At 45.0% G+C, this 25,619-nt stretch carries 22 protein-coding genes; 5 read left to right on the top strand and 17 right to left on the bottom strand.

What is annotated here, in order from left to right:
* Positions 1-110 precede the first annotated feature (110 nt).
* The 8 genes from ACS8E3_RS07425 to uraD form a co-directional block, all read right to left on the bottom strand.
* Entirely contained in the window at positions 111-1,073 is a 963-nt protein-coding gene (locus tag ACS8E3_RS07425) for a DMT family transporter (protein ID WP_439242793.1), read from the bottom strand.
* Between the two features lie 207 nt (positions 1,074-1,280).
* Positions 1,281-1,841 (bottom strand): ureidoglycolate lyase, encoded by a 561-nt coding sequence (locus tag ACS8E3_RS07420; protein WP_439242791.1) that lies wholly within the window; start codon positions 1,839-1,841, stop codon positions 1,281-1,283.
* A gap of 137 nt (positions 1,842-1,978) precedes the next feature.
* Positions 1,979-2,812 (bottom strand): bifunctional allantoicase/(S)-ureidoglycine aminohydrolase, encoded by an 834-nt coding sequence (locus ACS8E3_RS07415; protein ID WP_439242789.1) that lies wholly within the window; start codon positions 2,810-2,812, stop codon positions 1,979-1,981.
* 313 nt (positions 2,813-3,125) lie between these two features.
* Positions 3,126-4,118, bottom strand: a complete 993-nt coding sequence (gene puuE / locus ACS8E3_RS07410) for an allantoinase PuuE (RefSeq protein ID WP_439242787.1) — start codon at positions 4,116-4,118, stop codon at positions 3,126-3,128.
* 73 nt (positions 4,119-4,191) lie between these two features.
* The gene (locus ACS8E3_RS07405) at positions 4,192-5,709 is read right to left on the bottom strand and encodes an NCS1 family nucleobase:cation symporter-1 (RefSeq protein WP_439242785.1); all 1,518 of its coding nucleotides are present in this window, start codon (positions 5,707-5,709) and stop codon (positions 4,192-4,194) included.
* Between the two features lie 149 nt (positions 5,710-5,858).
* Positions 5,859-7,178: a urate hydroxylase PuuD gene (locus tag ACS8E3_RS07400; RefSeq protein ID WP_439242783.1), complete on the bottom strand. Its 1,320-nt coding sequence runs from the start codon at positions 7,176-7,178 to the stop codon at positions 5,859-5,861.
* A gap of 58 nt (positions 7,179-7,236) precedes the next feature.
* On the bottom strand, positions 7,237-7,605 hold the full coding sequence (gene uraH, locus ACS8E3_RS07395; protein WP_439242781.1) for a hydroxyisourate hydrolase: 369 nt from the start codon (positions 7,603-7,605) through the stop codon (positions 7,237-7,239).
* Positions 7,606-7,644: 39 nt separating this feature from the next.
* Complete coding sequence (gene uraD / locus ACS8E3_RS07390; protein ID WP_439242779.1) at positions 7,645-8,214, bottom strand: 2-oxo-4-hydroxy-4-carboxy-5-ureidoimidazoline decarboxylase; 570 nt, start codon at positions 8,212-8,214, stop codon at positions 7,645-7,647.
* A 251-nt stretch (positions 8,215-8,465) separates the two neighbouring features.
* Here uraD and ACS8E3_RS07385 point away from each other — a divergent pair, with 251 nt between their 5' ends.
* Positions 8,466-9,128 carry a TetR/AcrR family transcriptional regulator gene (locus ACS8E3_RS07385; RefSeq protein WP_439242777.1) on the top strand — a complete coding sequence of 221 codons (663 nt, stop codon included), beginning with the start codon at positions 8,466-8,468 and terminating at the stop codon, positions 9,126-9,128.
* A gap of 39 nt (positions 9,129-9,167) precedes the next feature.
* Here ACS8E3_RS07385 and ACS8E3_RS07380 read toward each other — a convergent pair whose 3' ends face one another.
* On the bottom strand, positions 9,168-10,595 hold the full coding sequence (locus ACS8E3_RS07380; RefSeq protein ID WP_439242775.1) for a uracil-xanthine permease family protein: 1,428 nt from the start codon (positions 10,593-10,595) through the stop codon (positions 9,168-9,170).
* Positions 10,596-11,091: 496 nt separating this feature from the next.
* On the opposite strand from ACS8E3_RS07380, the gene ACS8E3_RS07375 reads away from it, so the two are divergent.
* Complete coding sequence (locus ACS8E3_RS07375; protein WP_439242773.1) at positions 11,092-13,182, top strand: TonB-dependent receptor domain-containing protein; 2,091 nt, start codon at positions 11,092-11,094, stop codon at positions 13,180-13,182.
* A gap of 156 nt (positions 13,183-13,338) precedes the next feature.
* Complete coding sequence (locus ACS8E3_RS07370) at positions 13,339-14,097, top strand: siderophore-interacting protein (RefSeq protein ID WP_439242771.1); 759 nt, start codon at positions 13,339-13,341, stop codon at positions 14,095-14,097.
* A gap of 7 nt (positions 14,098-14,104) precedes the next feature.
* Here ACS8E3_RS07370 and ACS8E3_RS07365 read toward each other — a convergent pair whose 3' ends face one another.
* The 5 genes from ACS8E3_RS07365 to ACS8E3_RS07345 all read right to left on the bottom strand — a co-directional run bounded on the left by ACS8E3_RS07365 (position 14,105) and on the right by ACS8E3_RS07345 (position 19,386).
* Positions 14,105-14,875 carry an iron ABC transporter ATP-binding protein gene (locus ACS8E3_RS07365; protein ID WP_439242769.1) on the bottom strand — a complete coding sequence of 257 codons (771 nt, stop codon included), beginning with the start codon at positions 14,873-14,875 and terminating at the stop codon, positions 14,105-14,107.
* 44 nt (positions 14,876-14,919) lie between these two features.
* On the bottom strand, positions 14,920-15,963 hold the full coding sequence (locus ACS8E3_RS07360) for an iron chelate uptake ABC transporter family permease subunit (protein WP_439242767.1): 1,044 nt from the start codon (positions 15,961-15,963) through the stop codon (positions 14,920-14,922).
* A 33-nt stretch (positions 15,964-15,996) separates the two neighbouring features.
* A complete protein-coding gene (locus ACS8E3_RS07355; RefSeq protein WP_439242809.1) occupies positions 15,997-16,959 on the bottom strand; it encodes an ABC transporter permease in 963 nt (320 codons plus the stop codon).
* A gap of 254 nt (positions 16,960-17,213) precedes the next feature.
* Positions 17,214-18,254 (bottom strand): siderophore ABC transporter substrate-binding protein, encoded by a 1,041-nt coding sequence (locus ACS8E3_RS07350; RefSeq protein WP_439242765.1) that lies wholly within the window; start codon positions 18,252-18,254, stop codon positions 17,214-17,216.
* A gap of 598 nt (positions 18,255-18,852) precedes the next feature.
* The gene (locus ACS8E3_RS07345) at positions 18,853-19,386 is read right to left on the bottom strand and encodes a DUF2799 domain-containing protein (RefSeq protein ID WP_439242763.1); all 534 of its coding nucleotides are present in this window, start codon (positions 19,384-19,386) and stop codon (positions 18,853-18,855) included.
* A 317-nt stretch (positions 19,387-19,703) separates the two neighbouring features.
* Between ACS8E3_RS07345 and ACS8E3_RS07340 the strand changes: the two genes are divergently transcribed.
* Together ACS8E3_RS07340 and topA are read left to right on the top strand one after the other, a co-directional pair.
* Positions 19,704-20,357, top strand: a complete 654-nt coding sequence (locus ACS8E3_RS07340; protein ID WP_439242761.1) for a hypothetical protein — start codon at positions 19,704-19,706, stop codon at positions 20,355-20,357.
* A gap of 256 nt (positions 20,358-20,613) precedes the next feature.
* Positions 20,614-23,367, top strand: a complete 2,754-nt coding sequence (topA, locus tag ACS8E3_RS07335; RefSeq protein ID WP_439242759.1) for a type I DNA topoisomerase — start codon at positions 20,614-20,616, stop codon at positions 23,365-23,367.
* A 105-nt stretch (positions 23,368-23,472) separates the two neighbouring features.
* Here the strand turns inward: topA and ACS8E3_RS07330 are convergent, their stop codons facing one another.
* The 3 genes from ACS8E3_RS07330 to ACS8E3_RS07320 form a co-directional block, all read right to left on the bottom strand.
* Positions 23,473-24,030: a superoxide dismutase family protein gene (locus ACS8E3_RS07330; RefSeq protein WP_439242757.1), complete on the bottom strand. Its 558-nt coding sequence runs from the start codon at positions 24,028-24,030 to the stop codon at positions 23,473-23,475.
* Positions 24,031-24,203: 173 nt separating this feature from the next.
* A complete protein-coding gene (locus ACS8E3_RS07325) occupies positions 24,204-24,788 on the bottom strand; it encodes an META domain-containing protein (RefSeq protein ID WP_439242755.1) in 585 nt (194 codons plus the stop codon).
* A 39-nt stretch (positions 24,789-24,827) separates the two neighbouring features.
* On the bottom strand, positions 24,828-25,493 hold the full coding sequence (locus ACS8E3_RS07320; RefSeq protein ID WP_439242753.1) for an META domain-containing protein: 666 nt from the start codon (positions 25,491-25,493) through the stop codon (positions 24,828-24,830).
* Positions 25,494-25,619: the final 126 nt, after the last annotated feature.

The raw sequence follows: 25,619 nt of genomic DNA, 5'->3' as shown, positions 1-25,619 counted from the left end.
GACTTGCATCTTAAAGTCTAGGTCGTAACGCATAAAAATACCCCATAAGTTGTGTCCAACTTATGGGGGTCAGTTCAGGTTGGGGCTTTTTTGATAACGATTAATAAATACTAGACTTTTTGCCGTCTTTTCAACCACCGTGGCACTCGAGTAGTCGTGCCGTTTAACAGGGCATTAAAAAGGGCGGCGAGTAAAATTAGCAATACGCCTAGATACTGAATAATCGTTAGCGACTGGTTTAATAATAAAATAGCTAGAGCAATAGCAGTCAACGGCTCAAAGATGGTAAATACCGAAGCGCGCGAAGCGGGAAGTTTTTCTAGCGCTTTCATATATAGCGCGAAAGGCACGACGGTACCGATCAGTGCTAGCCCTAAAGCATAGCCCCAAGTCAGTATCGGTAAACTCAATAACTTGCTATAAGTCTGATAAGTCTCAGGTATTAATAACAGCACGCTGGCGCTAATAACAATGGAGGTAAAAAACACTAAAGGCGCAGGGTGCGCGTAGTGCATAGCGCGTTTACCAAGCACGCCATATAATGAGTAACACACCCCTGCTAGTAGTCCTAATACAATACCCCAATTGACTTGCGCGCCATCTCCAGCCATCGTCAAGCCTACGCCAAATACGGCGACTAAAGCGAGCAATGCTGACTGACGAGTGATAGACTCATTAAGGAAAATCGCGGCAAACAATAAGCTAAATACTGGCGCGGTATATAGCAGTGCGACTGCTGCCCCAGCACCCACATAAATGACCGCAAAAAAGTAACAGAGCGACATACCCAGTACGCCAATTAGCGATTGCAGTGCCAAGCCGCCCCATTGTTTCGGGCTGAGATTGAGCAGCTGCGCGTATAGCTTGGGTAGCATGACAAGGATGATTAAAGCCGCAGTCACGATTCGCAAAATAGTAATCTGCCAACCACTAAAGCCTAGCTGATTAAGATAAGTCGAAAATATCCCAAGCGTGCCCCAACAGACAGCAGCGGTGATAATTTGAATAGTCCCTAACCACTGACCTGATCCTTGTATCCGCCCTTGCTTGGCTAACAGACTACTTTGGGTCATGGTGTTTTCACTCCTAAAATATAGCGTCGAGAGTCTATAGTGATGATTAGTCTTGAGCTAAAATATGAATGAGAGTCCTACATAAAAAAGACAACCCCGTTTAGGCTGCCTTCTTAATGCTGCTAAGGGACGTTATCTAACCTAACGCCATTTAAGTGAACTAGTCATGAACTAGCCTAAAGCATTATTTAGTGCACCAAGCTAAACTTACGCTTGTTCTGCTGACTGTGCTTTAGGATTAGGTTGCTCATTTTCAATCTCAATGCGTACGCCCCAATCATCAATGTTTAGCTCGTGACAGTTGTTGCCAGGACCATTGATGCGATCAACGACTAAGAAGTCGCAGTCGGCGCTCAGCGCGAGTAGCGGATGGTGCCAGACATCTCTATTGTATTGCACGCCTTGATGCGACTTAGCATAAAACACCGTTAAGTCATCTGCTGACTGCGGTGGCTCGCCCGCAGGAGCAACCACTACAATATAGTCTCGACCATTCATTGAAAAAAAGGCTTGCGTGCCAAACGGGTGATATTCCATCACTGATAAAGTAATAGGAAAATCACGTTTTTTAGCGCGAAAGATACTTAGTCCGACTTCACCACCATCTAGCGCTACTTTGGTAATAGCGTGATGACGACAAGCATAACCTCGGTTGATATGATAACAATTATCAGGCGTTTGTTGCTCATCATCATAAGGTTCAATCACCGTGCCATAGGGAGCAAACGCAGCTTTAGTTAAAGGTTTTGCAACGATCGTAGTACTCATGACTTTGCCTTACTTTTATTATGACTACCTGCAAACTTATCATAAACTTGCAGGCGACTTAAATCACTATTTAGGAGTAAATAGTATATCCGAATGAATGCTTATACTTGATATTGTTTACTATTCTAGATGACTTATTATTCTGGACGAATAAACGGCATATGTCTATTCACATCTTTATAGAGTAAGTATCTAAAGGGACCAGGGCCACCCGCGTAACAAGACTGGGGGCAAAATGCGCGTAGCCACATAAAGTCACCCGCCTCAACCTCTACCCATTCAGCGTTCAAGTGATAGACAGCTTTACCTTCTAGCACATACAAGCCGTGTTCCATCACATGGGTTTCATCAAATGGAATCACGCCGCCCGGCTCAAAAGTGACGATGTTCACATGCATGTCGTGACGCATATCAGACTGCTCGGTAAATCGAGTGGTTTTCCATACGCCATTGGTATCTGGCATCTCAATAGCTTCGACCTCATGGTCGCTAGTGACAAAGGCTTCAGGTACCTCGATACCTTCTACAAATTGATAAGCTTTGCGGATCCAATGAAATTTAACGTTGGAGTCGCTATTGTTTTTCAGTGTCCATTTGCAGCCAGGGGGTAAAAATGCATAACCACCGGCTTCCATATGATGCGTCTCTCCTTCAATCGTAATATCCATCTCACCTTCAACGACGAACAATACCGCTTCGGCTTTAGCATCCAGCTCAGGCTTATCAGAGCCGCCATTGGGTGCGACCTCAACGATATATTGGGAGAAGGTTTCTGAAAAACCGCTTAACGGACGAGCAATCACCCACATACGCATACCTTCCCAAAAGGGCAGGTAGCTAATCACAATATCAGTTAGGACACGTTTGGGAATAATCGCATAAGCTTCGGTGAAGACAGCGCGATCAGATAGGAGCTGTGTTTGTGGCGGCAATCCACCAGTTGGTGCGTAATAAGTACTTTTTTTTGACATGATTTATAATCCTTAGTAGTTGTGTGCCGCGATAAATAGTGTCTAAGCCTGTAAAGTGAAAGGGAAATATACCCGTTTGGCTAAGGCTTTCGTTAAGACACCAAACCACGTAGCGCTTGCTTGAGAGGCAAAGCTAGTTAAAATATTTAGACAGAGCCCAGTAGTGAGGCATTAACCGTCTTGAGCGTATCATCAGTTAGCTTCTGTGGTTGCTACTATATAGGTGGCTAATACGGACGTGGCACATACGTAAGTAGCTCATATTTAAGTGCTTATAAAAAGATGATGATACGCCTCTACGTCTCATGAATGGCTACATCCAGTTGGCGATGTTATTTTCGGTGGCTGGATGGTTTTCATACCAGTGCTTAGCGATTTCATCGCGCCGGCAGACCCAAACATCAGGCTTACTGGTGATGTATTTTAAAAATTGTTTAAGAGCAGTGATACGACCTGCGCGACCAATGATACGGCAATGCAAGCCAATAGTTAGCATTTTAGGCTGGTTTTTGCCTTCTTTGGCACCTTCTTCATAAAGCGTATCAAAGCTGTCTTTTAGATACTGATAAAAAGGTTCAGCATTAGTGAAGCCCGGACTTGAAGCAAAGCGCATATCATTAGTTTCAAGGGTATAGGGGATGACTAGATGCGGCTTGCGAGTTAGGTTGTTGCCGTCTTCTACTTTGACATTGAGCCAATAGGGGAGCTCATCAGCATAAGAGTCAGAGTCGTAAATATAACCGCCTTGCTCAGCGACTAATTCGCGAGTATTAGGGCTGTCACGACCAGTATACCAGCCTAGTGGCTGCTTGCCGAGCATACGCTCGAAAATTTGGGTAGCGGCGCGCACGTGTTCGCGCTCCGTTTCGCGGTACATATACTGATAAGTGATCCAGCGTAGTCCATGGCTTGCTACTTCATGGCCGTCTTCTAAGACGCGCTCAATAATGTGCGGGGTCTTTTCAGCCGCCGCGGCACAAGTGAACGTGGTAATGGGCAAACCATATTCTTTAAACGTATCGAGCACGCGCCAAACGCCAACGCGACTGCCATATTCAAAAGCGGATTCGATAGACTGATGACGATTGGTAAATTCAGGAGTCCCTAAGACATCAGATAAAAACCGTTCTGATTGACCATCACCATGCATCACACTATTTTCTGCACCTTCCTCAATATTGAGGACAAACTGCACGGCGATTCTAGCGCCGCCCGGCCAGTTTGCTTTAGGAGGAGTGTCAGCATAGCCTTTTAAGTCGCGAGGATAAGCGGAGTGATCAAAGTCGCTAGTAATTTTTTGCGTCATAATATTTTTCCTTCTATTCGTACTGTTTGCTAACCATCTCGTTATTTATTAGGGTCTTAAAAGTACAGAGTGTTTATTTGTGCGCTAAAGTTTTATTAAGCTCAATGCCATATTTGCGCATGAGTAACCAGTAAATTAACCCTCCTATCGCAGCGCCTAATAAGAAACCGTAACCTTCGAATTTTGCCAAACTGGGCACGAGTACTGTCGCCACAGAAAATAACGCGCCGATAGCAAAAGCGACAAGACCGCGTATATTCCAGCCTTTGGTATAATAATAAGCGCCAGTGGGCTGCGCAGAAAATAAGTCGTTCATGTTGATGTTTTGGCGTCTAATAATGTAGTAATCGATGACCAAAATCCCAAAGAACGGCGCGATGATAGCGCCAACGACGTTTACAAAACCGACGATACCAATTTTACTGATAACGGATAACCAAAGCGCTCCTACAAAGAAGGCAATGATTGCCGTAATTAAGCCGCCACGGCGAAAGTTAATGTGTCTTGGGAACAAGTTGGCCAAATCATAAGCGGGCGGTATAAAGTTGGCAACCATATTAATACCAACAGTCGCCGCAAAAAAGGTGAGAGCAGCCACAATAGTCAGCGGTAGCGAGTCGACTCTTTCTACGATATCTGAGGGGTTAGTTAAAGCTTCGCCAAAGAGCACTAAAGTACCGGCGGTGATAATCAGCGCGATAAAGGAGAAGAACACCATATTGATAGGCAGACCAATCAGATTACCCTTACGCATATCGCGCTCACTACATAAAAAGCGTGAAAAGTCGCCAAAGTTAATCACTACTGCCGCAAAATAAGCCACCATCGTACCGACAATAGCAGTAAAGGCTTGCACAGAGGTACCAGCGTAATCGCTACCGCTAGTAAAAATGGAGTTGATTGCGGGTAACAGCTCAGAGCCTGATTGATACCAAATCATACCCATCAGCACCACCATTACGACATAAACCAGTGGTCCTGCCCAGTTCAAAAAGTGCTTGATAGGCTCAATACCCGCCCAAAATAGCATAATTTGAAACAGCCAAACGATGACAAACGCTAGCCATGCCGTACCGTTGAGCCCTAAAAAGGTAGTATCCGAGCTACCCATAAATACGGCGAGCAAAATAGCCACAGCGGTTGAGGCAAAATAGGTCTGCACCCCATACCAAAATATACCAATGATCGCTCGTAATAACGAAGGCAGATTGGCACCATTGATCCCCATGCTAGCGCGAATGAGTACAGGGAAAGGGACACCGTATTTGACGCTAGGCTTACCCGTCAGATTGACCATCAGCATCACGATGAAACCGGCGCAAATGATAGCCGCCATCACCCACCAGCCACTGAGTCCATAGCTTAAGAACAAGGAGGCAGCGAGGGTATAACCAAATAGGCTTTGGATGTCATTAGACCAGACATTAAATATCGAAAACCAACCCCAGTTGCGATCTTCAGGCTGTAAAGGAGCAAGATCCTCGTTGTATAATCTGGAGCTTTTGCGCTCTGGATCGAAAGTATTACAATCATACAGTGCACTATTCGGCTGGTTGCTGGCCTGACCTGCTTGCTCATTAGCAGTAGACATCCTTTTCTCCTTTTGGATTGAAATCAATCTGAACTAAGATTGTTAACACTTTATAGAATAATTGTTAACACTTTAAGGATGTCTAAGGCATTGGTCAAGACAATTATTTGATTTATGTTTATGACTCATTCACAGCGTTTAGGTTTAGTTTAAAGTCCAGAGGCATAGGCCACGAGTTGCTGGCGCTCGGTATCGCTCAGCTCAGTAATATTACCTAATGGCATATAGCCGGTTTGTACTGCAGTCACCACTTTAGCTTGGTGAATTTTCACATCCTCAGGGGTTTGTAAGACAATACCAGCAGGCGGGGCATTGAAGCCTTGCTGTGTTGGCTGCGCGGCGTGACAAGTACTACAGCGGGTGTGCACAATATCCATAATTGGGTTGTCAGTAGCAGCGCTCACTGCAACTGCATCGGTAGCAGTACCTGTCGTCTTAGCAGCGGCAGATGTTGATTCAGTAGCAGCAGGCGGCGTAGTGTTAGGATCTGTTTCAGGGTTGGCTGTAACAGGAACAGCAGACTGCACGGGCGGCACTGGGAGCGGTTCAATAGGTGCAGGGCGCATCCAGATAATCAATAAAACGGTTAATAAAGCCGGAATCCATAGGAATTTTGTCTGCGTATTGCCCAAGTGCTTTTGGTTAAAATAGTGACGTACGAGCGCGGTAATGACCCCTACAAACACTAGCACTAACCAGCCATGTGCATGTGAATACATCATAGGGTAGTGATTACTAATCATAGTAAAGATAAGCGGCAGGGTAAAATAGTTATTCATTAAAGAGCGGTTCTTGGCCATTAGTGCCAAATCCGCGACGTCTTTACCCGGTTTTTCCCCTTTACGGACACAATCCACTAGCGCGCGCTGAGCGGGCATGATCCCAAAAAAGACATTACCTGCCATGATAGTACCTAAAATAGCACCGACATGGATAAAGGAGGCGCGATCACTAAACAGCTGGTATGAGCCCCAAGTAGCAATCACTAGCAGTATAAAGATAGTAGAGCTAAACACTAACGCATTCTTACCGATACGGCTACGGACGATAACCTCATAGACAAAGTAGCTACCAAACAAGAAGAGTAAGCTGGTCGAGATAGCGCCGATATTGCTACCAAAAGCGACTTTGCTTGGGTCGATCAGATAAGCGGTCGCATTGGCATAGTAGACAATCGCCATCATCGCCGCACCAGTCAGCCAAGTGGTATAAGCTTCCCACTTAAACCAATGCAGCGTCTTTGGCATCTCTTCAGGTTCGAGCTTGTATTTCGCGATTTCATAAAACCCGCCACCGTGTACGGCCCACAAATCGCCAGAGATACCTTTATCGGCTTTCCACTGCGGCGGCTTGCGTAAGCTGAGATCGAGCCAGACAAAATAAAAGGAAGCACCAATCCATGCTATGCCGGCGATAACGTGAAACCAGCGAAAAAATAAAGCGACCCAATCAAGAAGATATGCACCCATGCGACTACTGTCCTTTTATACGATGTCTTAAATACTGCGTTTAATACGAAAAAATAAATTACGAGCCGCGGTAAGTGCTGTAACCGTGAGCACTTAGTAACAGGGGCACATGATAGTGACTGTCATCACTAACCACAAAGTCGATGATGACTTGTGGATAAAAAGCCGTTAGTTCTTGAGTGTCAAAATAGGCTTGCGTATCGAAAGTCAAAGTATAGCGACCAGTGCTCAGCTCACGATCAACAGCGCTAATGTCCTCATCAAACTGCCAGCTATCCGGGCTAACGCGGCCATCGCTATTGGTGGTGCCATGAGCCAAAAGCGTCGCGTTTGAATGGTTATGGACTCGGTGTAGAGCGACCGCGATATCGGCGGCAGGTCTGCCCAAATGGGTGTCTAAGATGTGTGAGGAAAGAGTGGCTGACATAATGAGTCCTTTTATATTTTAAGGGTGCGGTTTATTGAGCTAAACAGCTTGTTCAAATAATTTGTTTAAACGCAAGCGCGTGATTTTGTTTTGTTCAGTAGCAGCGTTGACAAGCTCAGTGGCTCGATCATTCGGCAAACGCGCTAGTAGTAAATCGAGCATTTGCTGGGCGCTCTTACCCGTTGCAAAGACAATAAAAATAAAGCCAAACTTATCGAGATACTCTTGATTACCTTGTGCTAAAGCCTCAAGAACCTCATCTTCTGCCTCATTCGCTCCTGATTGTTCATGAGCGGCGCTATCTTGGGTGTCGCGATATTTTTCTTTTAGAGTGGCGACATTACCGATTTGTGGATGGCCATCAAGCGCCTCTAACAAGTCTGACTCCTGCTGTTGTACTTTGGCCCATATCGCATCGCTATGAGCGGTTAGGGCCTCTAGCGTAGCGAACGGCCGAGCGCTGGCTACCTCACGTGCCCAGCGAGAGCTAGTACAGCAAGTGAGGAGGGTTGAGGTTGCTTGGGCTTGGTCAAAGTCGTTGAATTGCGCTAGGGTTAAACTCACGATGAAGTCCTTTTCTTGTAGGGTAGAAGCCTCATAACGTTTCAAAATGAGGACACGCCTTAAATATTTGGCGGCCTATTCGTATGCTAAAGTGCTATTGCATGAGAGTAATAATAAAAGTATAAATTAAAAGCCAATTGGTTTATATTGGCTATTTTGCTTAAACCTGACCAATTGGTCAACTACTTTATGCAATATATCATAATTTATCGCGTTAAGTACGCAATAATTTAAGCTTTATAAGCAATAGTCAGCCACCAAGCTGTCATTATCCCCCCTTTTTACTGGATGAATTTATGACTTTTACTACCGAAAATGAGTTGAGTACCGCAGACAATGATACTCATCGCAGCCAACAAGACATTCGTGCTCATAATCAAGCCGTTATCCTAAAGGCCGCCGAAGAGGAATTCGTGCTAAAAAGCTTCCGCGGCGCTACCATGCAAGGTATTGCAGATCGTGCCGGGTTGCCAAAAGCCAATGTGCATTATTATTTTAAGAATAAAAAAAACCTATATGAAAAAGTACTGCGCGCTATTATCGAGGAGTGGAACGAAGGCTTAGTGACGATGACGGTAGATAGCGACCCAAAAACGGTCATTGAACAGTTTGTCAGAACTAAACTGCATCAAGCTTTTGCTCATCCCAATCGTCATAAACTTTTTGCCCTTGAAGTCATCGGCGGCGCGCCGCATTTGCATGATTTTATGTCGCATACGATGCAAGACTGGGCGCTTGATAAAGCGCAAGTGATGAAGACCTGGCATGAGCAAAGCAAGATAGGGATCAAAGATCCGCTACACTTATTGATCTTGATCTGGGCGACCACCCAGCGTTATGCTGAATTTGAAACCGAAATTGTCGGTTTATTACAAAAAGAGGCTTATGGGAAGGACGATGAAGACCGAGCCGCCGAGTTTTTAGTACCGTTTATCTTGCGCGGCTGCGGTCTAGAATAAGCTGTCAGAACCAATTATCAGCGCCTTTTTATTAGCTTTTTAAGGCAACTCCCGAACTGGCTTGAGTTTATGCTCTAGGCCATCGTCAATATGCTGTTCAGGGGTATCGAACTCGACACCATAATTCTTAGGTAGGATCATATCAAGCGCAATCGCTATGATGCCAGACACGGTGACTGCCGAACCGAAGATATTGCGAAAGAACTGCGGCATTTGCGCGAACACGTCAGGTACGAAGGCCACACCCATAGCAAGACCTAATGAAGTGGCAATGATAAGGATATTACGATGGGTAAAGTCGACCGTCGATAGAATACGAATACCCGCTGTCGCTACGGTAGCAAACATTAATAGCGTAACACCGCCTACTACTGGCTTTGGCAGTTGAGTGAAGATCGCGCCAAGAATCGGAAATAGACCCATTGTGAGCAAGATAGCCGCCACAAAAAAACCAACATAACGGCTGGCGATACCCGTCATCTGAATCACACCGTTATTTTGACTAAAAGTCGTCACCGGGAAGGTATTGAATACAGCGGCAATCAAAGAGTTGACACCATCACCCAATACCCCACCTTTGATACGTTTCTCGTAGACTGGGCCTTTAATCGGCTCACCTGAAATCATCGAGGTTGCGGTCAGATCGCCAGAGGTCTCGATACTAGTAATGACATACATAAAGGCAATCGGAATAAACGCTTGCCAGTCAAAACTAAAGCCAAACTTAAAAGGCACAGGAACCGTAAAGACCGCCGCTTCTGAGACTAATGAGAAATCAATCCTACCCATAAACATAGCGGCAACCAAACCGAGCATGAGACCAATAAAGATAGCGCTTGAGCGTATGACTTTATTATTAACAATACTAATCAGCACCACACTGACTAACACCCCGCCGCCCAATAATAGATTTGGCACACTCCCAAAATCCTCTGCACCAACGCCGCCTGCCAGATCTGTCAGACCAACCTTAGTCAAGGACAGACCAATAGTGACAATAACGCAGCCGGTAACGATGGGACTCATCAAAGATTTGAGCTTAGTGATAAACTGGCTTAAAAAGATCTCCACAAAGGCGCCTAAGAACGAAACGCCGAAGATTACGGATAAAATCTCCTCAGGACTACCACCGCGATTTTTTACCACAAAACCGGCAGCTAGTACGGCTGCTAAAAAACCAAAGCTAGTACCTTGTAACGCCATAAGCCCTGAGCCGATAGGACCCACTTTGCGAGTCTGAATAAAAGTAGCCACACCCGATACCATCAGGGACATACTGATTAGATAGGGGATATGCTGCCCTAAACCTAACGCTCCGCCGATGATTAAGGAGGGGGTAATAATACCGACAAAAGCTGCAAGGACGTGCTGGACAGCGCCTAAGAAGGCTTTTGCAGGGGCGGGGCGATCATGGAGTCCGTATAATAAATCGGGATTTCCTTGCGTCTTTGCAGTCGTTTCGCTCATGATAATTTCCTTTTATATGAACTTTGCAGTCCTCTGGAACAAAGAGTCGCACTTGTCCGTATGCTAATAAACCAAGAATAACTGTTCAATTTCTCTATCAAACATTAATGAAATAACCTGACCATTTAGTCAGCTATATGTAGGATATAGTGAAAGGGTTAACTATTGCAAAGCTTTTTTTACTTAAATACGGCATTTATTCAAAGTAAGCGCTAATGCTAGACTTGGCATCATGCTTACTTTTTGAATAAAAGCTTTGATTCATTGTTGCTAAATTATAAATACTTCGCTATTATGCCTTCCAGAATGTTAATGATAATAGTTATCGTTAACATTCTTAACATTATTAAAAATAATAGTGAGTCGTTATAGCAGCTAATCCCATGAGTGACAAAAGTCATTCATAAAAGTCGCTCAATAGAGTGGCTTTGCTGTTTTACACATCACTCGCTAACTCTTGAGCATAAATTTGATAGCAAAATAAAGTGAGTATTTTATGGGTGTAGCAGCGTTTTCTAGTCGTTTAAGCGTTTTATCGATGGGCATAGCCGCAGTATTATTATCACAGATGGCCAATGCTGCTGATATAAATGGCGTGCCTAGCACCACTTTGCAGACGGTTACGGTAACGGCGAATACTTCGATACGCGACAAAGTGCAGGAAGAGGCGGTGTATATTGACGACTACACGCCCGCCGCGCAGGCCAGTCACTTGAGTGACTTCTTAGATGTGATCCCTGGAGTTGAGGTCGGTGGGACTTCAACTGTGAATCAGCGAGTGCGCATACGTGGGCTTGATGATACTAACTTAAAAGTCACTATCGATGGTGCTCGTCAAGAAGGTACGCTTTTTTATCACATGGGCGATATTACTATCGATCCTGATTTGCTAAAACGCGCTGAGGTATCAGTCGGTAATAACTCAGTCACGCTAGGGAATGATGCCCTAGGCGGTGCAGTAGCTTTTGAGACCATAGATGCAGCTGACCTGCTTAAGCCAGGTCAAAAAGTCGGTGCCAAACTGAATGTTGGCTACGGTAGTAATAATGATGAGCTATTGACCTCAGCAACCGTCTATGGCGCACCAACTGACGATATAGATTTGCTCGCCTATTATGGTAAGCGTGACACGGATTCTGGCGAGGATGGCGATGGTCGTGAGCTGTTTGAGGACAGTGAGAGCGAAAATATCTTATTAAAGGCGGGCGCTTTTATTAATGATGATCACCGCGTCGGCGCAAGTTTTAGCCGTACTGAAAAAGAAGGTATTTTCCCGTTTCGTCCTGACTTTCCTAGTAGCACAAGGGCCGATCCAATCCCGCAAAAGATTAAGCGTGATACCTATACCGTGGATTACGACTTCGACCCGATAAACGCTTTAGTGGATGTTAACGCTACTATTTATAAAACTGAAACAGAGATTTTGCGTGACAATGAGTCCGAAGTCTCACCCGGTTATGACTGGCAGGCTCAGGTCAAGACCACTGGCGCTAAAATTGAAAACACTAGTATTATCGATAGCAGTACCTTTGAAGGTATCAAAGGCACGCATAAGCTGATTGCCGGCGTGGAGCACTATAAAAAAGAATCAGATATGGTAAGAGATAATCTTAGTGCCAATACCGATAGCGCAAAAACCACTTCTATTTATTTAGAAGATCAGTGGCGAATGGGCAAATTTAGCTTAACGCCAGGCGTGCGTTACGATCGCTATGAGTCGCCTGAATTTGTATCGGGCGGTGAGACCTATGATAATGTCGTTGGCGCATTAGCAGCCAGCTATGAGATCGCCCCAAGTACCCAAGTCTTTGCTAGCTACACGCAGCTGTTTAATGGGCCGGATCTTGCGCAAGCGATATTCAATAGCAATAGCTCCGACATCTATGTCAATAACGATCTCGAAGCAGAAGAAGGCTACAACTCTGAGATTGGGGTCGCAACCACATTGCGCGGATTGACTACCGCTAATGATGCTTTGCAACTCAGCGCCAAATACTTTCGCTCTAATATCGAAAACTTTCAGCAGTACGTCAGAACCGGAAACCGTGCTGGTCGCTATGGCCTAAACTGTACTACTGGTGAACGCGGTTCGCCCGGCAACTTACAAGACTGTCAAGGGATGATCAACAGCGATGAAGATTACGAGATCAAAGGGGTTGAGCTTGCAGCCAACTATAGTACTGATAACTTTGGTATGGGTCTTAGCTATGCGCGTGCGCGTAGCGAAGGCGACAAAACAGGCGATAGCATCCCTTCAGTGACAGGCGGTAGTGCCGACTCAGGCGATCGCTACATGGTGAACTTAGATTATGCCCCCAACGAGGTCGTTGATTTGGGCTGGCGCAGCACTTATGTGGCCTCTATTACCGATAATCAGGGAGAAACTAAGCCAAACTATGATGTGCATGATATCTATATGAATTACGTACCGCGTCAGTTTGAGAACGTCAAAGCCACAGTTGGGGTCTATAACTTATTTGATGAAACTTATGCCAGTCACGCCTCACGCTACAATGCAATTAGCGATGAAAGCACTGATTTTGAGCCGGGCCGTAATATTAAAGCTTCATTAACGTATCAGTTTTGATAGTTTAGTCGTTTCTTTAAATAACGGTTTTCAATAGCCTTTATGATTTAAAGATAAAACCAGTCCTCTAAATTTAGAGGGCTGGTTTTTTGTAATTATAGCGTAATAAACTGAAATTTTGACTATATAAGTTGATAGATAATAGGAAAATAAAAAATGGCCAAACCGGAACCAAGAGTTTTAGACGTTAAAGGTATCAAAGATATTACGCCCAATATGCGCCGGATTACACTTGGCGGCCAGGGGATCAAAGATTTCCCAGTAGATCAAGAAAGTGCTTATATCAAGTTGATGTTTCCACAGCCGCAAAACGAAAAGCCAATCATGCGTACTTATACTATTATCAAGCAGCGCGATGATGAGATAGATGTTGATTTTGTCTTACATGGACTTAATCATAAAGGCGCCGAAGGTCCTGCCTCACACTGGGCAAAAACCTGTGTCATAGGCGATAGTGTTTTGATCGGCGGTCCTGGTGCCAAAAAATTAATCAACCCTCAGGCAGACTGGTTTTTATTAGCTGGCGATATGAGCGCATTACCCGCCATCACCGTGAATTTGGCACAACTGCCTAAAGATGCGGCTGGTTATGCCGTTATAGAAGTATTAAGTGAAGACGATAAGCAGCTGCTACAAAAACCAGAAAATATCACTATTGAGTGGGTGGTAAATACGGTGACCACCGAGAGCCGCTATCCTTTATTAGATAAGGTTAAGACGCTAGACTGGCTAGACGGTGAGATGGCAGTGTGGATAGCGTGTGAGTTCAATAGTATGCGCGCTTTGCGCCAATATTTTAAGCAAGAAAAACAGGTGGCCAAAAGCCATCTTTATATCTCAAGTTACTGGAAGCTTGATAGTAGTGAAGATGAGCATAAGGTTGTCAAACGTCAGGATGCAGAAGAGAGTTTATAATTTTTGCTTAAGCCGTATCGACAATCACAGGGCGGCCTTGATGGTTTAATACCGCGACATCGACGTCATATAACGCTTTGATGGTCTCTTGGGTGATGACATCGACAGGATGTCCTGTCGCAACTACGCGGCCCTCTTTCATAGTCACGACGGTATCGGCAAACTGCGCGGCTTGGTTGATATCGTGCAGGACGATGACGACTGTTTTTTGCTGTTGATGACTCAGCGCATGCAGCTCACGCATCAAGCGCCCAGAGTGATACATATCGAGATTATTGAGTGGTTCATCAAGAAGCAGGTAAGGCGTATCTTGGCAGACAATCATCGCAATCAGTACGCGCTGACGCTGACCGCCTGAAAGAGTGGATAAGAACCTATCGGCTAACGGTTCAAGCTCAAAACGCTTGATAATCTCATCTACCTGTTGCTGATCGTTAGCCGTTGGTCGGCCTTGATGATACGGATAGCGCCCGAACATCAACAGCTCATGCACGCGCAGCCGCCCTTGAACTTGGTTATCTTGACTGAGCATCGCCACTGTGGTGGCAAGCGTACGCGCCTCACAGCTGCCAATATCGCGTGCCTCATCATCTACCGCAAAGCTTACTTGCCCTGCTTGCAGCGGTTGCAAACGCGCCAACAGCGAAAATAGCGTCGATTTACCGGCACCATTAGGACCAATGAGGGCAATGACTTGTGCAGGTGGTAACGATAAACTGATATCGTGTAAGATTTGCTGCTTGCCAATATGATGAGAGACGTTGTTTATTTTGATCATAGTTTGTCTGGTTCTACTATATTTGGTTTTAATAAAAAGTAGCTTTACACCCGGCGGCGGTGAGTCATAAATATCAATAATAAAAATACTAAGCCGCCTGCTAATTCGATAACTACTGCTAATATACCTGCCATACCTAAGACTTGCTCAAAGATAGCCTGACCCAATACCAAGCAAATCATCGCGATCAGGCTCACTAATATCAGCCGCTGGCTATGCGCCATAGTGCGCGTGAGCCTGTTGGTCAGCGCACAAACCAAGAGCCCAAAAAAGGTCACTGGCCCCACTAGTGCTGTAGCCGTCGCGACTAATACCGCAATGACCGTTAATAACCCAAAAGCGAGCCGCTGATAATCGACGCCTAAGTTAATCGCTTGGTCTTTACCCAGCATCAGTACATCGCACTGGAAGCGCCAGCGCCAAACGATAAGAGCACTTAGCACACAAATGACCATACTGATGCCTAATAGCTGCGGATTGACAGTATTGAACTGAGCATAACTGGCCGACTGTACCACCACAAAATCATCTGGATTAATCAGCCGTGCTACTAGCGCTGACAAGCTACGAAACAGCACACCAAAAATAACCCCGACTAAGATAAGCCGAGTCAAATCCTGACTGCTCTTAGAAAATAGAAGCTTAAAGAGTAATAAGGACGCACCAAACATCAACCCAAGCTCAAGCCCAAACTTCAAAACAGGACTGATACTCGTAAAGCTAATCGCGCCCAAAAAGAACACCAGTAAGCTTTGTAAGAGCACATATAGCGAGTCAAACCCTAGCAACGACGGCGTCAAGATGGGATTATGGGTTAAGGTTTGAAACAGTAACGTCGACACCCCAATGGCATAACCGACGACTATCAGGGCGAGCAGTTTTTTGCCGCGCAAAGGTAGAGCAAAGTCCCAATGACCATGAACGTTAAGCGTCAAAAATAAAGCCGCTGATAGCACTAAAATAACAGCCGCTACGACGCGCGGATATTGAGTAATAGCTTGCCAAACTTGCAAGAGTAAGCGCGCTGATAATGAACTATCAGCTTTATTATCAGTGTCTTTGACAGTTGATGAGGAAGGGGAGAGCATACGCTAATCTTATAAATAAAAGGAGAGAGGGCGTTAAGACTGGCTAGGCGCACGTAATAACAGCCATAAAAAGACTGCCGTGCCCACCACACCAAACACCGTTGCTACTGGTACTTCGAAAGGATAGCGAATAGAGCGGCCGATGATATCGCACAAGAGCACCGCTGAGGCGCCAAGTAGCGCAACCGCAGGCAAACTTCGACGCAGCTTATCGCCCATGATACGGCTGACAATGTTAGGTACTACAAGTCCGATAAAGGGAATCATCCCAACCGTGACCACTACGACCGCGCTCATCACCGCCACCATGCCGACGCCAAGCCAAGTGACTTGCCGTTTACTGATACCTAAGTTGAGCGCAATATTGTCCCCTAAGCCCACGATAGTAAGCTTATCGGCGATAATATAAGCGATGATACATAACGCTCCCGTTAGCCATAACAGCTCGTAGCGCCCTGCCAACACCCCAGAAAAATCACCAAATTGCCAAACGCTGAGCATCTGCAGGGTTTCGGTTTGATAAGCGATAAAGGTCGTCACCGCCTCGATGATTCCACCAAACACAATACCAATCAGCGGAATCATCAAAAAATCTGTAGGCGGAATGCGGCGGATGAGTAGCATAAATAACATCATGCCAACCACTGCTGAGACAGTGGCGACGCTCATCTTGACAATAAGGGCACTGGCCGGGAACAGTAAGCTGACCATCAGTAGGCCTAGGGCTGCGCTTTGGGTCGCGCCCACCATAGAAGGCTCGACAAAGCGGTTTTTGAGCACCACTTGGATGATCATGCCTGCCACCGCCATCGAGATACCGGTCAAAATAATAGCGATAGTGCGCGGTAGCCGGCTGACTAGCATCAGCGAGCTATCAGCATTGGCGCTATGATTTATGAGGCTTTGTAAAACCCCAGACCAAGAAAAGTCGGCTACCCCAATCGATAAGCTGATTAAAACCAGCAGCCCCATCAGCACTAAGCTACCAGTATTCATCAGCCACGGCGGTATCGCAGCATGACGCTGTTTAGCGCTAGTGCCATAACTCCTAGAGGTACGCCAGTTTGCAGCTCCTGTAGAGGAGAGGTTAGCGGTTTTTCCATGGGCATGAGCACGAGGTGAAAATAAGGACATAACGGCTACAAGCTTAATAATAAATATTTAAATAGCTATAAAGTGCTAGCCACAGCCTCAACAACTCCAGCCCTAGCACCAACTGAGGACCAATCCAATATAGCGGTTGTTGACGCTTAATTCGCTTTAGTAAAAGCGTCTTTGATCGTCGTCAAATCTTGCATCCATTGGTTATAGCCGCCAAAAGCAAGATAAGAGTCTGGGCTTAGATAAACCACTTGATCTTTGCTCCAAGCATTCGTTTGCGCGACGAGCGGATTATCGAGTACCGCTTTAGCACCGATGCTGTCCTCCCCAATAGCAGCGCTACGATCTAGTACAAACAGCCAATCTGGGTTGACCTTTTGGATATACTCAAAAGATATCGGTTGACCATGACGCGCGTCGGCGATTTGATCATCGGCCATTGGAATATCTAATACCGTATGAATAAAGCCATAGCGTGACTTATCACCGTAGGTGGACAGTTTATTACCGTTGACCATCACCACTAAACCCTTCCCCTTATCCTTGGTCACGACTTGGGTTTGCTCAATGAGATCATCGATATTTCCTTGTAGTCTGGCCGCTTGAGCACTTTTACCAAACAATGCGCCTAAGTCATGTAGACGCTGTTTACTGGACTCATAGATATTAGCCGTATCAATAGTCATATCTAAGGTTGGAGCGATGTTTGCAAGCTCATCGTATTTCTCTGCCATACGCGAACCGACTAAGATCGCTTGCGGCTGCATAGCGTTTAGAGCCTCAAGATCAGGCTCAAATACCGTACCCACCTCTTCAGGATCAGGCTGAGTTTCAGAGTGTAGATTGTCTAGTTTTAGATCTTTTGGCATCCCAGCGACAGCGACATCAAGCGCTGCTAAATCTTGGAGCAATGTCATGTCATAGACTACGAGCGGCGAGGGATTAATCGGTAAGCTGACATCGCCTCGTACGGTATCCACTTCGATAGTGTTGACCGAAACAGCGTCATTATCTGCTACGTTAGAGGCAGCGTCAGCGGTGTGGTTTTCTACTTTAGTATCGTCAGTTTCACTGGCGTCAGGAGAAGAGCAGCCTGTCAAACTGATACCAACCAGCAGCGCGGCCGTCATAGTCGCTAATAATGGACGTTTAAATAAAGAGGTTTGAGCAGTAATATTATTATTAGACATAAGAAACTCGGAATATCGTGATTTATTAAAAAATACAGCTTGAAGGGATATAAAAGCTATTAGCCAATAGAAAATAAAAAAGAGCCCGCCTAACACCGATGAAAAAGCGTTAGAGCAATGCTCGTTGATCAAGAACTAAAAAAATGCACCCGACTTTGTGGATTGATAAACTGGCGTTTAATATATAAACGCTAAAAAGTATCAATCGCTAAAAATTGTGAATAGAAGCTCATGATAAAGTAACTCAGGAACTTTATCAATGATAATGATTGTCATTTGTATCATAGTTTGTATCTAAGTCAATTTGGATAGAGTCCTGAACGCCTGCAATTGCGGACGGATAAAGGCGGGGAGTCTATATAATGTAGTTGCTCGAATACTGACGGTATAGCGTCAGGCTATATGGACGAAGGGTGTTTTTGCAGTTAATTCGTGGATAAATAGTACAATCAATAGCCGTCAGAAAAACAGACTACCGATATAGACCAATAAGCTCAGTAGTAGAAATATCACGAGTATAAGCATAAAAAATATTAGAATAATAAGGGCAATCTCCAACCGTACTTATTCATTACTGGGGTTTTGTTCTGTGCCTTTTTTACCAACCATAACCAAAGGGTCTATAAAAAGGGCTGTAACCAAAACGGCCTCCATAGCCAAATGGATAAGGCGAGCGCAGATAATCCAGATCACGCTGACGAATATAATAGTAGCGCCCTTGCGAGTAAGCCTCTTCTAGCTTTTCGATGCCTGCAAGCGGGCAGACCGGCTGCCAATCATAACCCTCACGGCCAAGCTTATAGGCATTTAGCTCGGTACAGTAATTTTTTAGACCTTGCTGACGCCCTTGCTCCCATAGCTCTCGGTTGGGCGTAGCGCCAATTACGCTAGCACATTGATTGGCATATTGACCGAAATAAGCGCCTGAGCGTCCACGTAAGCCATCGGCATAACCTACTTCCTGCCAGTTACTAGTCTGGCATTGCTGAGGGGTTAGGCTTTGCGTAGTGGCACAGCCTGATAAGGTTAGAATGGTCGCCGTAATGAGCGAAATGGTAGCGCTAGCTTTACCAAGCGTTTTCATTGGCAATAAAAAAGAAGTTGAATCGCGTTTGGATAGATAAGTCATCATAAACTTTCTCGCTTGAACAGGTCATAATATAGGTTATGATAGCACCTTTTATAATGTTAGCCCTCGAGTTTGTGTTAGAGATAAGTGTGTTTTTTATGAACTAAGCTTATGATATTTAAAGCATAATAAGATTAAAATGATTATCAATCAGCGACGCTATATCAATAGTCTATAGAGAGCTGAGCTTGATTTTTTAACTTTCGTACTTATTATGAATAGCACTTATTATCGTCAGGCGTCGCCATTATCAGTAGCGTGTACTATTTTTTACAGCGCTTCTTTGCTACAACGCTCATTTAGCCAAAAGGGCAGAATTTATGGGAATATGGATTGCTATCCTTATTGTACTTTTTGTATTAGGGAGTATGATGGCGCTCAAGCCTAACGGTATCGATCAGCGTTTGGACAAACTACGCATGACCGCACGGCGCTTACAGCTAAACCCAAAGCTTGTGACTTGTCCTGAGTGGATCCCCGGCCGAGATGATGAATATGGCCGCGGTATGATGGGCCAGTATTGTTTGGTACTAGAAAACGTGCAGCTGCCGCATACGCGCTATCGGGTGATAGATGGCCAGTGGCGTCCAGATAGTCGTTTCGTCGATGAGAGTGTTGATGCGGTCACGCTTAATATTCCAAGCGCTATTCGTAACCCTTCTGGCAATCATAAGAGCACTATTAGCAAGGTTAATTTTGGCTTAGATAAGACGCCCCTAGATCTACCTGTGAGCATTGAACCTTTTGTCAAAGGCCTGTGGACTAAGGCCAATAGCGTCATTATATACTGGGAAGATGTCTCCTACGTGCGACCTATTACCAATCCAAGCTACCGCGCCAAAATGATCGAAGAGGACTTGCTTGCCCTAAAATTAAAGCTTGAGGAGTGGGCAGAACAGTTAAAAAAATCACCAGCTCATTCTAATAATACTATCCATGATATAAGTATTACAGCTGATAACTCTACTCATTAGTAGTAATGCTGACAGCTTTTTGATAGAGCGAGTGATGGATAGTTTGCTAGGCGCTTTATTTAATAAGTTGACATTTTGGCGCTTAGCAGTGTAACTTCCTTATAGGCCTGAACCTATTTTATTGATATTTACCAGTTATTTTACATTTTATAACCATTTTTATAGGCAGCGCTTAAGATAAGCCTATTTGTAAGCATAAAAAGCTTGGCTGCCAATTCCTATTTCATTTTTACCCTTTATTATGGTGTCGTCAAATATGGCAAAAACCACAACAAAAAAAACAACTAAGTCTGCTGCTAGCGAAAACAAACCTAGCAAAGCAGCCGCGAAGACTACCGCTACCAAAACGACAAAAGCTAAGGCTAGCAAAGCGGCTAACGCAAAAGCTATTACTGCCAGTGCTGACTCTAAAGGCAAATCACTAGTGATTGTCGAGTCGCCAGCCAAAGCCAAAACGATTAATAAGTACTTGGGCTCGGACTTCGTGGTACGCTCAAGTATTGGTCATGTCCGTGATCTACCCGTAGGCGCTAGTAAAGGCACCAAAAAAGCCGCTGCGAATAAAGATGAGAGCCTATCTAAAGAAGAGAAGGCGCAGCAAGCGCTCGTCCGCCGCATGGGCGTCGATCCGGAGCACGGTTGGGCGGCGGTCTATGAAGTACTGCCCAATAAAACTAAAGTGATTAAAGAGCTGAAGTCTCTAGCCAAAGATGCGGACAAAATCTATCTAGCAACGGATATGGATAGAGAAGGGGAAGCCATTGCTTGGCACCTCAAAGAAGTCATTGGCGGCGCGGATAGTAAATACGAACGTGTGGTGTTTAACGAGATTACCAAAAACGCCATTCAAAACGCTTTTAAGCAGCCCTCTAAGCTCGATATCGATCGCGTCAATGCTCAGCAAGCAAGACGTTTTTTGGATCGCGTCGTCGGCTTTATGGTCTCGCCAATCCTTTGGCAAAAAGTCGCTCGCGGTCTGTCGGCAGGACGCGTGCAGTCTGTGGCGATGCGCTTGGTTGTTGAGCGTGAGCATGAGATTCGCGCCTTTATACCCGAAGAATACTGGCAGATTCATGCTGATACCCATATTGCTACCAGCAAAAAAAATAGCGATGAAAACGGCATTCGCTTAGAAGCCACTAAGCAAAACGACAAAACGCTAAAGCTCGTCAATAAAGAGCAGACGGATAAAGTATTAGCCGTCCTCAAAGACAACGATTTTATCGTCAAACAGCGTGAAGAAAAACCCACTCAGTCGCGCCCGAGTGCGCCTTTTATTACCTCGACTTTGCAGCAAGCGGCGAGTACGCGTTTAGGATTTTCGGTCAAAAAGACCATGATTTTAGCGCAGCGCTTGTATGAAGCCGGTCACATTACTTATATGCGTACTGACTCAACGTTCTTGTCAGGAGACGCTTTAGCAGCAGCGCGCGGTTTTATCGATGATAGCTTTGGGCAAAAGTACGTACCCGAAAAGCCAAACTTCTACGGCAATAAACAAAATGCGCAAGAGGCGCACGAAGCCATTCGCCCTTCTAATGTCAATATGAAATCAACGCAATTAAAAGGTGTCGAGCGCGATGCTATTCGTCTGTATGAGCTGATTTGGCGGCAGTTTGTAGCCTGTCAGATGACACCTGCTAAGTATCTATCAGTGAATTTATTGGTGCAAGCGGGTAATGTCGAGCTAAAAGCGCGCGGTCGTACTATGACTTTTGATGGCTATACTCGCGTACTAGCGCCAGCCAAAACTGACGATACGCTACTCCCTGATGTCAAAAAAGGCGATCAGCTGACGCTAGATAAGCTCGATCCGAGCCAACACTTTACCAAGCCGCCGCCGCGTTATACCGAGGCAAGCCTCGTCAAAGAGCTTGAGAAAAAAGGTATCGGTCGTCCCTCGACTTATGCTTCTATCATCTCGACCATTCAAGATCGTGGTTATGTCAAGCTTGAAAACAAGCGTCTATTCGCCGAAAAGATGGGCGATATCGTCACCGATAGATTGACCGATAGCTTCCCTGACTTGATGGATTATACCTTTACCGCAGCGCTCGAGGACAAGCTCGATCATGTTGCCGAAGGCGATAGCGACTGGAAAGATGTGCTAGATAATTTTTACGGCGACTTTAAGAAAAAAGTCGAGCACGCCAAAGATAAAGACGGTATGCGTCCTAATGATCCCACCGATGTGCCCGATGTGCACTGCGATATCTGCGATCGTCCTATGCAATTGCGGACCGGCTCAACAGGCGTATTTTTAGGCTGTACCGGCTATAACCTACCGCCTAAAGAGCGCTGTAAAGGCACTAAGAATCTCATGCCAGTCGAGGCTTTCGCTAATCTCGATGATAGCGACACTGATGACGAAGCCGCTGAAGTCAAAGACTTGATGGAGAAAAAACGCTGCCCGAAATGCGGTACAGCGATGAATGGCTATATCGTTGATGGTGGTCTCAAATTGCACGTCTGCGGTAATAATCCAGACTGCGACGGTTATATTCTTGAAGAAGGTAAGTTTGAAGTACCCGGCTCTGATGCGCCTACTATCGACTGTGATAAATGTGATGGGCAAATGGAGCTAAAGACTGGACGCTTTGGTCCTTACTTTGCTTGTCAGAACTGCGACAACACCCGTAAAGTATTAAAGACAGGCGAGCCGGCACCGCCGCGGATGGAGCCTATTCATCTGCCGGATCTTAAATCGACTAAGCATGATGATTATTTTATCCTGCGCGAAGGGGCAGCAGGCATGTTCTTAGCGGCTTCCAAGTTTCCTAAAGTTCGAGAAACGCGGGCACCCAAACTCGCTGAGCTGCGAGAGGTAAAGGATAAGATGGAAGATGAGTTCCAGTATCTGTTCGAAGGCCCGGACGAGGATCCTGATGGTAACCCAACCATTCTGCGCTGGTCGCGTAAGAAAAAAGAGCAATACATCGGCTCCGAGAAAAATGGTAAGGCCACGCGTTGGGGGGTCTACTGGCGTAAAGGCGAGTGGGTAGAAGAGTAACAATATCCTTTGTATCTTTTCTTTATCATTTAACATTTGTTGAAGTCAATAAAAAAACCTCTTAGCTAAGAGGTTTTTTTGTGCTATTTAATATAAAAAGTAATATTAGACGGTACCGATAATACCACAAGCTACGCGAGCACCTGCATCACCAGCAGGCTGGCTCGTATAGTCATCAACGCCGCCATGAACGATAAAGGCTAAGCGATTGACACTATATTTACCCGCTTGCGTGGCTGCTATCTTTTTGCTGACATAGTTTATTGTCGCCACACCGTCTTCGTTAGCCGTTAGAGTTGGCAAATCACCGGCATGACCATCCATATCATCTGGGTTTGAATGCGGGTTATTATCAGGATTGAAATGTCCACCTGCTGCTTTACCCATATTAGCGCAGCTACCGGTCTCATGGATATGTAGTGATACGGTCTTACCTGGCGTTATATTCATAAGCTTACCGTAGACTTGCACGCCATTTTCTACTGGACGTAAATAAACTTGACCTATCTCGCGATTGCTTGCATCTGTAGTCTTAATAACGGATTGCAGCGTAGGCTGATCGATAGGATTACCAGTTTGCATTTGACCTTCGACGGTTTGACAACCTGTCACTGCTAAAGCTGAACCACATAATAGGGCACTTGTAAGCATTAATTTATTCATTATTCTCTCCAGTTGTAATTATTTTCTTTTTTGTATTTAGGGCAACATACGTTGATGTCAAAAATAGTATAGCGAGAGAGCGTCCACAACTATTGGGCAAAAGCGCAACAATCGGTTAATAAATGTAAGTTGTTAAGGACTCATTTTAATGAGACAGCGAGTCTGTATGCTGTCTAATTATTAACGATAGCGCTGTTTTTCCAAATCAGAGTCTCACCAGTAGCCATTTTTTGTGTGAGTAAGTAATAAGGCAAGCTTGGATTGTCGATATTGTTATTTGAAAGCTGTGTCAAGGTGAGCTGACTTTGACTGGACTGCTCAAGCGCTCTTATTTTATCTTCTGCCGCTTCACGTTTAGGCCCGCAGCCCATCAAGGTTTGTGGCCCTGATCCTATGATTAATGAATGATCAGCGTTCAAAGTGTAGGGACCGCCGACACCATTACAGTCGGAGCTAAAGCCGACGTGATGCTCATCGTTAAATACATAGCCAAAATGAGCCACTACTGGAAAACCGGGACGACTGAGCTCTGTAATTGCTTGGTTATCGCGATCGACGGCGCTGACCAGTCGCCAACGATAACGCCCTAATAATTCGTAAGTTATGGGCAGACCTGCAATAGGTTCGGTGGGGTTATGAGCTTTTACTACTATAGAAGCGGAAGGGGCATTATTGATCGTTTGACAGCCGACCAAACCTATTACAGCAAACCCTAAGGTCAACGTCATAACCTGCATTTTATTTATGAAAGGCGTCATAGTCGTTATCCTTAAACTTTATTTATTTAGAGGTCTACTTTATTCGCGAGACTCTTTTTGCTCATTTTGCCAGAGCAGAGCTTCGCCAGATTCCATAGTTTGCAATAAGTTATAGCGCGGATGGCTGTTTTGAGCATTTAAGGTCTTTAACTTATCTGAGGAATGCAAACTTAAGGTCAGTTTGCTACTGCTACCATTCATCAAAGCAAACAAAGCGCTTTCAATGCGATTACCTGTCTGAGAGCAGCCCATATCAGTACTGACGATACTATCAACCTTAAAGGTATTATCTGCTAATAAAGTGTAGGTGGCACCAGAACCATTACATTCTGAGCTAAAGTGAACCGTTTGACTGTCGAGACTATGGCCAAAGCTTACTGAAACAGGGTAGTCAGGATGATAAAAGTCACTTATAGGCGCTCTAGTTAATTGCTTATTGTCATCATAGGTATTGCTCATAGCGCTCACAAGCTGCCAATGATATTGCTCTAACAGCTCGTTAGTAATAGATAAGTCAGTATGAGTAGGAAAGGCATTTTTTACTGCCGTCTCGCCCGTAAGTCTAGAGTGGTTTTGAATAGCATCTGTGCTAGTTGCAATTGTTTGTTGGGGGCTTGAAACAGAAGGGGACTGACAACCTGTTAATGCTGTTACTATAATTGAGGTGATAAAAATCAACGGTAGTTTTATAAAGGATAGCGTCATCAAAGTTACCAAATAAACATTTGTTTAAAATATAGCACAGCTTTGAATTAAATTGATTTATAAAAAAGCTAAGGATACAAAAAAGCCGCTTACTCTAAAGTAAACGGCTCTTAGAATTAAAGTTTA

This window comes from Psychrobacter sp. 2Y5 (assembly GCF_051847375.1).
Classification (GTDB): domain Bacteria; phylum Pseudomonadota; class Gammaproteobacteria; order Pseudomonadales; family Moraxellaceae; genus Psychrobacter.
Note: the sequence above shows the minus strand (reverse complement) of the source record. Positions and strands in the feature narration are given on the sequence as shown.